At 66.7% G+C, this 11,133-nt stretch carries 10 protein-coding genes; 3 read left to right on the forward strand and 7 right to left on the reverse strand.

What is annotated here, in order from left to right; genetic code table 11:
- Positions 1-38 precede the first annotated feature (38 nt).
- From N7590_RS11510 to N7590_RS11530, 5 genes are all read right to left on the reverse strand, one after another.
- Positions 39-1,211, reverse strand: coding sequence for a cystathionine gamma-synthase (locus N7590_RS11510; protein ID WP_049459266.1), 1,173 nt, complete (start codon positions 1,209-1,211; stop codon positions 39-41).
- A gap of 133 nt (positions 1,212-1,344) precedes the next feature.
- Positions 1,345-2,715, reverse strand: a complete 1,371-nt coding sequence (locus tag N7590_RS11515; RefSeq protein ID WP_004154078.1) for a pyridoxal-phosphate dependent enzyme — start codon at positions 2,713-2,715, stop codon at positions 1,345-1,347.
- 302 nt (positions 2,716-3,017) lie between these two features.
- Positions 3,018-3,254 (reverse strand): YdcH family protein, encoded by a 237-nt coding sequence (locus N7590_RS11520; protein ID WP_004154075.1) that lies wholly within the window; start codon positions 3,252-3,254, stop codon positions 3,018-3,020.
- A gap of 323 nt (positions 3,255-3,577) precedes the next feature.
- Positions 3,578-4,462 carry an OmpA family protein gene (locus tag N7590_RS11525; protein WP_080281838.1) on the reverse strand — a complete coding sequence of 295 codons (885 nt, stop codon included), beginning with the start codon at positions 4,460-4,462 and terminating at the stop codon, positions 3,578-3,580.
- Positions 4,459-4,824, reverse strand: a complete 366-nt coding sequence (locus tag N7590_RS11530; protein WP_005415160.1) for a DUF4398 domain-containing protein — start codon at positions 4,822-4,824, stop codon at positions 4,459-4,461. Before N7590_RS11530 ends, N7590_RS11525 begins: the two co-directional genes overlap by 4 nt.
- Before the next feature lie 121 nt (positions 4,825-4,945).
- Between N7590_RS11530 and N7590_RS11535 the strand changes: the two genes are divergently transcribed.
- The 3 genes from N7590_RS11535 to N7590_RS11545 all read left to right on the forward strand — a co-directional run bounded on the left by N7590_RS11535 (position 4,946) and on the right by N7590_RS11545 (position 8,921).
- The gene (locus tag N7590_RS11535) at positions 4,946-6,073 is read left to right on the forward strand and encodes a PilT/PilU family type 4a pilus ATPase (protein WP_053508796.1); all 1,128 of its coding nucleotides are present in this window, start codon (positions 4,946-4,948) and stop codon (positions 6,071-6,073) included.
- 123 nt (positions 6,074-6,196) lie between these two features.
- Positions 6,197-7,480 carry a putative DNA modification/repair radical SAM protein gene (locus N7590_RS11540; protein ID WP_053508798.1) on the forward strand — a complete coding sequence of 428 codons (1,284 nt, stop codon included), beginning with the start codon at positions 6,197-6,199 and terminating at the stop codon, positions 7,478-7,480.
- Positions 7,461-8,921 carry a UdgX family uracil-DNA binding protein gene (locus tag N7590_RS11545; protein WP_164241828.1) on the forward strand — a complete coding sequence of 487 codons (1,461 nt, stop codon included), beginning with the start codon at positions 7,461-7,463 and terminating at the stop codon, positions 8,919-8,921. Before N7590_RS11540 ends, N7590_RS11545 begins: the two co-directional genes overlap by 20 nt.
- A 48-nt stretch (positions 8,922-8,969) precedes the next feature.
- Here N7590_RS11545 and maiA read toward each other — a convergent pair whose 3' ends face one another.
- Positions 8,970-9,638 (reverse strand): maleylacetoacetate isomerase, encoded by a 669-nt coding sequence (maiA, locus tag N7590_RS11550; RefSeq protein ID WP_279935522.1) that lies wholly within the window; start codon positions 9,636-9,638, stop codon positions 8,970-8,972.
- A 14-nt stretch (positions 9,639-9,652) separates the two neighbouring features.
- Positions 9,653-10,642, reverse strand: coding sequence for a fumarylacetoacetate hydrolase family protein (locus N7590_RS11555; protein WP_004154063.1), 990 nt, complete (start codon positions 10,640-10,642; stop codon positions 9,653-9,655).
- Positions 10,643-11,133: the final 491 nt, after the last annotated feature.

Consider the following 11,133-nt stretch of genomic DNA (forward strand, 5'->3'; position numbering starts at 1 on the left):
GTAATGGACAGGTCCGCACATAACTGGGGCGCGGCCACTCAACCCAACGCCCGTTCCAGATCCACCTGCAGATCCCCCAGCTCTTCAACACCCACGCTCAACCGCACCAGCGCATCACTGATGCCCAGCTGTTCGCGGCGCGCGACCGGGATCGAGGCGTGGGTCATCACCGCCGGGTGGTTGACCAGGCTCTCCACGCCGCCCAGCGACTCGGCCAGGGTGAACAGCTCGGTCTTCTCGCAGAAACGCTTGGCCGCCTCGAAACCGCCCTTGAGCACGATCGAAACGATACCGCCGTAGCCGGCCATCTGCTTGCCGGCGAGTTCGTGCTGCGGATGCGACGGCAGGCCCGGGTAGATCACCTTCTCCACCGCCGGGTGCTTTTCCAGCCACTGCGCCAGCGCCAGCGCGTTGGCACAGTGCGCCTTCATGCGCAGCGGCAGGGTCTTCAAGCCACGCAGGGCCAGGAAGCTGTCGAACGGACCCTGCACGCCCCCCACCGAGTTCTGCAGGAAGGCCATCTGCTCGGCCAGTTCGGCGTTGTCGCCAACCACCACCATGCCACCGACCATGTCCGAGTGGCCGTTGAGGTACTTGGTGGCCGAATGCAGGACCAGGTCGGCACCCAGGTCCAGCGGGCGCTGCAGCATCGGCGAAGCAAAGGTGTTGTCCACCACCACGATCAGGCCATGGCGCTTGGCGATGGCGGCGACCGCGGCGATGTCGACGATCTTCAGCATCGGGTTGGTCGGGGTCTCGATCCAGACCATCTTCGTCTTCGACGTGATCGATGCCTCGAACGCAGCCAGATCGGTCAGGTCGACGAAGCTGAAATCCAGCCCGGCGGTGCGCCGACGCACGCGCTCGAACAGGCGGAAGCTGCCCCCGTAGATGTCATCCATCGCCACCACGTGGCTGCCGGCATCCAGCAGTTCGATCACCGTCGAGCTGGCCGCCATGCCCGAGGCGAAGGCGAAGCCGCGGGTGCCACCTTCCAGCGACGCCACGCAACGCTCGTAGGCGAAGCGGGTCGGGTTGTGGGTACGCGAGTACTCGAAACCCTGGTGCTCGCCCGGGCTGGACTGGGCGTAGGTCGAGGTGGCATAGATCGGCGGCATCACTGCGCCGGTGCTCGGGTCCGGCGACTGGCCGCCGTGGATGGCCAGGGTGGCCAGGGCCAGCGCACGGTCGGTCGAAGAGGAGTTGGACATGTCGTTTCCTGAATGGCGCCGACCTGCGGCGCCGTCAAAGGATCGGGAGTCTACCAGCGGGGCCTTAATGACCTTTGACGCAGATAAACCTGAATTCAGTGGCGATCTGTGACGATCTGCAGGGATCTTCGCCCTACTGCACGCGACGGCGCAGATAGTTCAGCAGGTCGATGCGGGTGATCAGGCCCAGGAAGCTGTTGCCATCCATCACGATCGCCACCTGGCCACGGTCGAACACCGGCAGCAGGGCCTCGATCGGCGATTTCACGTCCAGCCGGTCCAGCTTGCTGACCATCGCAGTGGCGACGGTGTCGCGGAAGCGCGCTTCATCACCATAGACATGCAGCAGCACGTCGCTTTCATCGACGATGCCGACCAGCTGGTCGCCGTCCATCACCGGCAGCTGCGAAACGTCGTACAGCTTCATGCGCTGGTAGGCGGTGGTCAGCAGGTCGTTCGGGCCGATCACCACGGTGTCACGCTGGCCGTACGGGCGCAGGATCAGGTCGCGCAGGTCGCCGTGCTGCGGGCGCTGCAGGAAGCCGTTGTCCAGCATCCAGTAGTCGTTGTACATCTTCGACAGGTACTTGTTGCCGGTATCCGGCACCAGCACCAGCACCTTCTTCGGCGTGGTCTGCTCGCGGCAGTACTTCAAGCCGGCGGCCAGCAGGGTGCCGGTGGACGAGCCACCGAGAATGCCTTCTTTGCCCAGCAGTTCGCGCGCGGTGTGGAAGCTCTCGGCGTCGCTGATGGCATAGGCCTTGGTGACACGGCTGAAATCGGAGATCGACGGCAGGAAGTCCTCGCCGATGCCTTCCACCAGCCAGCTGCCCGACTTGTCGTTGAGGTTGCCCTCATTGATGTACTCGGCCAGGATCGAGCCGACCGGATCGGCCAGCACCAGTTCGGTCTTCGGCGACAGCTTGGCGAACGCGCGCGACAGGCCGGTCATGGTGCCGGAGCTGCCGCAGCCGAACACGATGGCGTCCAGATCGCCGCCCATCTGCTCGAGGATCTCCGGGCCGGTGCCGAATTCGTGCGCGGCCGGGTTGTCCGGGTTGCCGAACTGGTTGATGAAGTAGGCGCCCGGGGTCTGCTCGGCGATGGTCTTGGCCAGGTCCTGGTAGTACTCGGGGTGTCCCTTGGCCACGTCCGAGCGGGTCAGGCGCACTTCGGCGCCCATCGCCTTCAGGTTGAAGATCTTCTCGCGGCTCATCTTGTCGGGAACGACCAGGATCAGCTTATAGCCCTTCTGCTGGGCGACCAGCGCCAGGCCCAGGCCGGTGTTGCCGGCCGTGCCCTCGACCAGGGTCGCGCCCGGCTTCAGATCCCCACGCTGTTCCGCCGCTTCGATCATCGACAGGCCGATGCGATCCTTGATCGATCCGCCCGGGTTGGCGCTCTCGAGCTTCAGATAGAGCTCGCAGACGCCGGTGTCCAGGCGCTGGGCCTTGACGATCGGGGTCTGGCCGATGAGTTCGAGGACGGAAGAATGGATGGGCATTCGGGGGCTGTCGGTTCGCGCCGCACGGGGCAGGACCGATGATTATCCGCTGGATGACGTTGAAATGTCAGGTCGGAATCGGCCTACCCGGCCGCCCACCCCGAAAGAGATGCGGGCGGCCCCGGATCGACGAGGAGACCGGTACCACCCGCATCGGTGAGTTGTGCCTGCAGGCCAAGGCACCACCGCCTGTGGTGCCTTGGCGCGGCCGCCTCATCGGCGGTGCCGCGATGCCGGGGCAGGAGCGCCCGGCGGGGCCATCACTGGCCGGGGTCACGCCGTTCCGGGCGCGACGGGGTGCGTCAAAGCGTGGGGGACGTCATCGGGAGCGGTGTTTCGTACATTCGCAGAAGTCGTTGCTTGGCCAGCAGCTTCTCGCGCTTCATGCGACCCAGGGTGACATCATCGATCGGGAGTACGCCCAACTCCGCGTCCATGCACTTCTTGTTCAACTTGCGGTGCTGGTCATGGAGTGCCCTGAACTCCGGATCACGCGCGCGACGTGCGTCGATCTCGCTCTGGGGCTGATCTTCAAACATGATGGACCTCCTTCGACAGATACACGAACGCCCCGGCCGCAAGGCACGGGGCGTTGTTCATGGAGGAGTGCCGGTCGATGGCCACCTGGACGCCTGCAACGACCTGCGGCACTGGCCTGCGCACGTCGATCTGCTGCGGTTCGCGCCCTGCTTGCATCGGCCCGGCCCTCCCATCGTCCGGTCCGCGGCATTGCGTCCCGGACGATTGACCCTACGCCTGCTCCGGGCGGGGTTCAAGCCCCTGCGTCAAAAAGACCGAACCCCGCCGGGGCGGGGTTCAGGCTGAATGCTCATCGCAACGAAAAACAAACAATATCAATGCATTACGGGGCGATGATGACCTCGGCCGAGCGCGCCCGGGTGGAGGCCGCCTTCTTGCCGCTGACCTGGATCCGGTTGCTGGCGACACCGGCTGCGACCAGGGCATCGCGCAGCGCTTCGGCCCGCTTCTGGCCCACGCCATTGGCGTTGTCGTAGGCCTCGATGCGCAGGCGGCCCTTCTTGCCGATGTTCAGGTATTCGGCCAGTGCCTTGGCCTGGTTGCGGGCGCCGCCGGACAGGCTGGAGGCGCCGGCGGCGAACGCGTCGCCATTGAAGGTGAAGACTTCGCCACGGCCATCGAACTTCGAGCCCGGCAGCTTCTGCCCGGACACCAGCTCGGCTTCCTCGCGGGCCAGCTTGGCGGCGTTCTGCTGGGCGGCGCTGAGGCGCTGCTGCTGCTTGCCGGCCACGCTGGTCAACGCATTCTCGGCATCCTGGCGGGCCAGGGTCTCGGCCTCGGCGGCCTGGCGCAGGCGCTCGGCCTCCTCGGCCTGCATCTGCGCCTGCATGCGCAGCTGCTCGGCTTCCTGGCGGGCGCGGGCCGCATCGCGGCGGCTGGCCTCGATCAGCAGATCGCTGCGGGTACGTTCCAGGCGGTCGACCTCACGCGCGGCCATCGCGGTACGCACGGCGGTCTCGGCGATCTCCACCCGACGCTCGGCCAGATAGGTGGCCAGTTCCTGGTCGCGGCGCTTGGCCTTGTCCAGGGTGGCGATCGCCTGCTGGGCCTGCATGCGCTCGAACGCGCCCAGCTCAGCGGTGTCGGGGTTGGCCTGGATGGCCATCAGGCGCTGGCTCAGCTGCGCCACCATCGGGTTGTCGGCGGCCACGGCCAGGGTCGGCAGCGCCAGCAGCGCGGCCAGGGTTGCGGCAGTCATCGGCTTCACCGGCGGTCCTCCCCGGTCGACAGCTGGCGTTGCAGCTGGTTGACCTCGTTGCGGCGCAGCTGCAGCTGTGCGGTGACGGTGGCTTCCTCGCTGCGGACGCGCGCCAGGTCGGCGTCGGCGGCGGCACGCAGGGCCATCGCCGGGGCGTTCTTGCGCTCGCGGCGGTCGCCGGCGGCGCGCTGGGCCTGCTCCAGCCCCTGGCGGGCCAGCCCGATCAGGTCCGGGGCGTACTGGTCGGCATCGGCCTGGGTGGCCTTGTCCACCGCCTGCCGGGCCTGCGCCAGTTCCAGCGCGGCGTCCTGCGCCCAGGCGGGGGCAGACAGTGCGAATGCAAACGCCATCACATACAGGCCATGGCGCATTCGTGCGAAGCTAAGTCGTTTCATTGGGGAGGCCGTACCGGTTGTCGGTTCACGGCCATTGTCGTCAAGCCGACACCGTGCTGGCAACGGGCGTCGGCCGTTTCGTTGGGGAAAATTCGCAATGGATATCGGCTACTTCCTGAAGCTGATGACCGAAAAGAACGCTTCGGACATGTTTCTGACCACCGGGGCACCGGTCTACATCAAGATCGAGGGGAAGCTCTATCCGCTGGGCAATACCGGCCTGCCGCCGGGCATGGTCAAGAAGATCGCCTACTCGCTGATGGACGAAGGCCAGGTGCCGCAGTTCGAGCGCGAGCTGGAGCTCAACATGGCCATCGCCCTGCCCGATGCCGGGCGCTTCCGCGTCAACGTGTTCAAGCAGCGGGGCGAGGTCGGCATGGTCATCCGCGCCATCCGCAGCCGCATCCCGAGCATCGAGGAGCTGAACCTGCCGCAGGTGCTGAAGGACGTCATCATGACCCCGCGCGGGCTGGTGCTGGTGGTGGGGTCCACCGGCTCGGGCAAGTCCACCTCGCTGGCGTCGATGATCGACCACCGCAACAGCACCACCACCGGGCACATCCTCACCATCGAGGACCCGATCGAGTACCTGCACAAGCACAAGATGTCGATCGTCAACCAGCGCGAGGTCGGGCTGGACACCCATGCCTTCCACAACGCGTTGAAGAACGCCATGCGTGAAGCGCCGGACGTGATCCTGATCGGCGAGATCCTGGATGCGGAGACGATGGAGGCGGCGATCGCCTTCGCCGAAACCGGCCACCTGTGCCTGGCCACCCTGCACTCCAACAACGCCGACCAGACCATCGAGCGCATCCTCAACTTCTTCCCGGAAAGCGCGCACAAGAACGTGCTGATGAACCTGGCGCTGAACCTGCGCGCGGTGATCAGCCAGCGCCTGGTGAAGAACAAGGAGGGCCGTCGCCTGCCGGCCACCGAGGTGCTGATCAACACGCCGATGATCCGCGACCTGCTGCGCCGCGGCCAGGTGCACGAGATCAAGGCGGCGATGGAAGGGTCGCTGGAGGAAGGCATGGAGAGCTTCGACCAGTGCCTGTTCCGGCTGGCCAAGGCCGGCGTCATCGATCAGGAGGAGGCGCTGCGCGCGGCCGACTCACGCGATGGCCTTGCGCTGAAGTTCCGCCTGTCCGAAGGCAGCACCGGCGAGCACGACCCGTACGCGGATTTCTCGGCCGGCGCACCCAGCATCACCCACGGCTTCTAGAAGAAGGGGACGGAGGGAATCAAGTCGTAAATGCACTTACGACGTGATTCCCTCCGTCCCCTTTTTCTGAAGGGTTCAGGAGGTGTCTCATCCGATGAGACCTCCCGTCCGTAGGTTTCCTCAATGGAAACCATCCGCAAGCTGGCCATCCTCGCCGATGCCGCCAAATACGATGCGTCCTGCGCCTCCAGCGGCTCGGGGAAGCGTGATTCGCGTGCCAGCGGCGGCATCGGCAGCACCGAAGGCATGGGCATCTGCCACAGCTATACGCCGGATGGCCGCTGCGTATCGCTGCTGAAGATCCTGCTGACCAACTTCTGCGTCTACGACTGTGCCTATTGCGTGAACCGCGTTTCCAGCAACGTGGCCCGCGCGCGTTTCAGCGTGGACGAGGTGGTCACGCTCACCCTGGATTTCTACAAGCGCAACTACATCGAAGGGCTGTTCCTCTCCAGCGGCATCATCCGCAATGCCGATTACACGATGGAACAGATGGTGGAGGTGGCGCGGCGCCTGCGCGAGGAACATCGATTCGCCGGCTACATCCACCTCAAGAGCATTCCCGAAGCCTCGCCCGAGCTGCTGGCCAGTGCCGGGCGCCACGCCGACCGCCTGTCGATCAACGTGGAGCTGCCCACCGAGGCCGGGCTGAGTGCACTGGCGCCGGAGAAGACCGTGCACTCGATCCGTGGCGCGATGGGCGAGCTGCGCTGGCGGATCGAGGAAGCCAGGGAGGCGCGCAAGGCGCCGGCCGTGCTGGCACCGGCAGTCACCCGCAGCGCACGGCCGAAGCCGCCGCGTTTCGCACCGGCAGGCCAGAGCACACAGATGATCGTGGGTGCCGATGGCGCCAGTGACCAGCAGATCCTGACCAGCGCCGACAGCCTGTACGGCAACTACCGCATGCGCCGGGTCTACTACTCCGCGTTCAGCCCGATTCCCGATGCCAGCCGGCAACTGCCCCTGCAACCCCCGCCGCTACAGCGCGAGCACCGGCTGTACCAGGCCGACTGGCTGTTGCGCTTCTATGGCTATGGCGTGGACGAGATCACCGACACCACGCAAGGCGGGATGCTCGATCTGGATATTGATCCGAAGATGGCCTGGGCGATCCGCCATCCCGAACGCTTTCCGGTCGATCTGAACCGTGCCCCGAAGGAAATGCTGCTGCGGGTGCCCGGCCTGGGGGTGCGCAATGCAAAGCGCGTGCTGATGGCGCGCCGTCATGGGCGCCTGCGCGTAGCCGACATTGCCCGCCTGAAGGCACCGATGAGCAAGCTGCTGCCGTTCGTGCTGCTGGCCGACCACCATCCGCGCAAGGCGCTGGATGATCCGGCCGCGCTGCGTGCGCAGCTGGCCCCGCCTCCGCGCCAGGGATCGCTGTTCGATGCACCGCCGGCAGCCTGACGCGCAGCGCTGGTCGCAGCGGGTGGATCCGCCATGGTCGCTGGAGGCCTGGCGCAACGGTGCGCGTGAAGCCCTGCTGCGCGACGTGGCGCCGGAGCAGCTGGACTGGCTGGAGGGCAGCGACGCATCACTGCTGGATGCACCCGCGGTCACCTCGGCGCCCGTGCAGGCCGATGCTGGCGCACCGAACGTACCGCGCGACTTCCTGGAGCTGGCGGCCACCTGCCTGTGTCATCGCGACGGACAGCGCATGGCCCTCCTGTACCGGTTGCTGTGGCGCATCACCCGTGGCGAACGCTCGGTGCTGTCAAACCCCGCAGATGCCGACGTACTGCGGGCGATGGCCATGGCCCAGGCCGTCCGCCGCGACACGCACAAGATGAAGGCGTTCGTTCGTTTCCGCGAGGTACCCGGGCAGCCCGAGGCGTTCATCGCGTGGTTCGACCCCCAGCACCACATTGTCGATCGGGTGGCACCGTTCTTCGCGCGCCGTTTCACCGGCATGCGCTGGGCCATCCTGACGCCCTCGCGCAGCGTCGCGTGGGATGGGCAGGCGCTTGCCTTTGGCCGAGGGGCACGGCGTGAGGACGCCCCGGCGGAGGACGCCCGCGAGGCCCTGTGGCAGACCTACTACGCCAGCATCTTCAATCCGGCCCGGCTCAATACGCGGATGATGATGCAGGAGATGCCGGCCAAGTACTGGCGGCATCTGCCGGAGGCGCAGTTGCTGCCGCGCCTGGTGCGCGATGCAGGCGATCGCGTGCAGGAAATGCATGATCGCCCCGCGCAGCCTCCGCAGCGCAGGATTCCCATGCGTGAAGACGCGGCGATATCGGCCACCGATACCCGCAGCCTGCAGAATCTGCGGCAACAGGCCAGCGCCTGCCGCCAGTGCCCACTGTGGGAGAACACCACGCAGACCGTGTTCGGCCAGGGGCCGGCCGATGCCGGCGTGATGCTGGTGGGGGAACAGCCTGGCGATACCGAGGATCTGCGTGGCCAGCCCTTCGCCGGCCCGGCCGGGCAGCTGCTGGACCGCGCCCTGGCCGAGCTGGGTATCGATCGCGCCACGTTGTACCTCACCAACGCGGTGAAGCACTTCCACCATGAGCGCCGCGGCAAGATCCGGCTGCACAAGCGTCCGGAAAGCCGCCACATCCAGGCCTGCCGGCCGTGGCTGATGGGCGAGATCGCGCGGGTGCGGCCGCAGGTCATCGTCTGCCTGGGCGCAACCGCGGCAGCCTCGGTATTTGGCCGTGACTTCAATCTGTCGCGCGACCGTGGACGCTGGCACGCACTGGAGGACGGTACCCGCGGCTACGCCACCGTGCACCCGGCGTGGGTGCTGCGGCAAGGCGATGACGTACGCCGCGAGAAGGCCTACCGCCTGTTCCGCGATGACCTGGCCCGGTTGCTGCAGAAAGGGGACGGCGGGGATTAAGTCGTTTGTGCCAAAAACGACTTAATCCCCTCCGTCCCTTTTTTTCTTTCAGGCGGCGTCGGGCTGGTTTTCCGGGCGGGCGCGGTCGAAGGCGTCCAGCGCCTGGCAGGCCGCTTCGATGCGGCGCAGGGTCGGGTACGGCGTCAGGTCCAGGCCGAAGCGGTGGGCGTTGTACAGCTGCGGCAGCAGGCAGATGTCGGCCAGGCCCGGGCGGTCGCCGTGGCAGAAGGTGCCGGTGTCGCGACTGCTGGCCAGCATCGCTTCCATGGCAGCCAGACCTTCGGCGATCCAGTGCAGGGTCCACTGCGTGCGGGCATCGGCTGGCAGCTGCAGGCTGCGCTCCAGGTACTGCATCACCCGCAGGTTGTTGATCGGATGGATATCGCAGGCCACCAGCTGGGCCAGCGCACGCACCCGCGCGCGGCCGGCGGCGTCGGCCGGCAGCAGCGGCACCTGCGGGAAGCGCTCGTCCAGATACTCGACGATCGCCAACGACTGGGTCAGCGTGTGCCCGTCATGCAGCAGGGTGGGCACCAGCTGCTGCGGATTCAGCGCGCGATAGGCGTCGAGGTGCTGCTCGCCGCCCTCGCGCACCAGGTGCACCGGCCGTGCATCCCAGGCCAGGCCCTTCAGCTCGAGCGCGATGCGCACGCGGTAGGCGGCGCTGGATCGCCAGTAGGTGTACAGCACGATGCCGTCGTCGACCGGGATCTCCATTGCCGCCTCCATGCTCAGGGCTTGGCCGCCTGCTCGATGCGCTGCTCGATCGCACCGAAGATGCTGTTGCCGGCAGCATCGAGCATCTCGATGCGGACCACGTCGCCGAAGGACATGAACGGCGTGCTCGGCTTGCCGTCGCGCAGGGTCTCGACCACGCGCTGCTCGGCGAAGCACGAGGCGCCCTTGCTGGTGTCCTCGTTGGCGATCGTGCCCGAGCCAACGATGGTGCCGGCGCCGAGTGGGCGGGTCTTGGCCGCATGCGCGACCAGCTGGGCGAAGTTGAACTGCATGTCCACGCCTGCTTCCGGCGCGCCGAACCACGTCCCGTTGATATGGGTCAGCAGCGGCAGGTGCACCTTGCTGTCCTGCCAGGCGGCGCCCAGCTCATCGGGGGTGACAAACACCGGCGAGAGCGCCGAGCGCGGCTTGGACTGCAGGAAGCCAAAGCCCTTGGCCAGTTCGCCCGGAATCAGGTTGCGCAGCGAGACGTCGTTGACCAGACCGACCAGCTGGATATGGCCCGCCGCCTGTTCCGGCGTTGCCGCCATCGGCACGTCGTCGGTGATGACCACGATCTCCGCTTCCAGGTCGATGCCGTAGTCCTCGCTGACCACCTTGACCGCGTCACGCGGGCCGTAGAAGCCTGCGCTGGTGGCCTGGTACATCAGCGGATCGGTGTAGAAGCTCTCCGGCACTTCGGCGCCACGGGCACGGCGCACGCGCTCGACATGCGGAAGATAGGCGCTGCCATCGACGAACTCATAGGCGCGCGGCATCGGCGCGGCCAGCGCCTGCGGGTCGAGGTCGAACACGCCGTCGGCGTCGCCGGCGTTGAGCGATTCGTACAGGGCGTTCAGGCGCGGCGCGATGCGGCTCCAGTCCTCCAGGGCCTGCTGCAGGGTGGCGGCAATGCCGGTAGCGCGCACGCCGTGGCGCAGGTCACGCGAGACGACGATCAGGGTGCCGTCGCGGCCGCCTTCCTTCAAAGAACCAAGCTTCATGGGTGGGTGTCCGGAGTCATGGGCAAACAAGTTTCAAGTGTAATCAAATATGCGGCGGCGCCAAGCTGCAGCGCGGCATCGGCCCACCCTACCGCAGTGGGGGGTTCGGCAGGGCTTGCAGCCCTGCACCTGCTCAATGCAACGACAACGGCAACGTCAAAAGCAGCTCTGGCTTTCTGCTGGTTGGGCGGGGCGGTGTGGGTGGGCAGGACACGCCGTAAACCCCGCTCTGCGGTCCGGCCCAGCCGCTGGCGGCTGTGCGTTCGGGCGCTTACGAAGCAGTGCTTCGCAAGCAAAGCGCCCTCACCCCTGGGGGCTCGATGGCGCCATCCATGGCGCCAACGGTCCTGCCCACCCACACCGCCCCACCCCCGACAATTTCCCGATGACGGATCGAACATCCACGTCATTCATCGTCGAAATCCACCAGATATCGAGATAAATCGAATGAGATCTGACAGATCGCGGAAAACTGTCGAAGGCGGGGTGGG

It is taken from the genome of Stenotrophomonas sp. GD04024 (assembly GCF_029837545.1).
In the GTDB taxonomy this organism is placed as follows: Bacteria; Pseudomonadota; Gammaproteobacteria; order Xanthomonadales; family Xanthomonadaceae; genus Stenotrophomonas; species Stenotrophomonas forensis.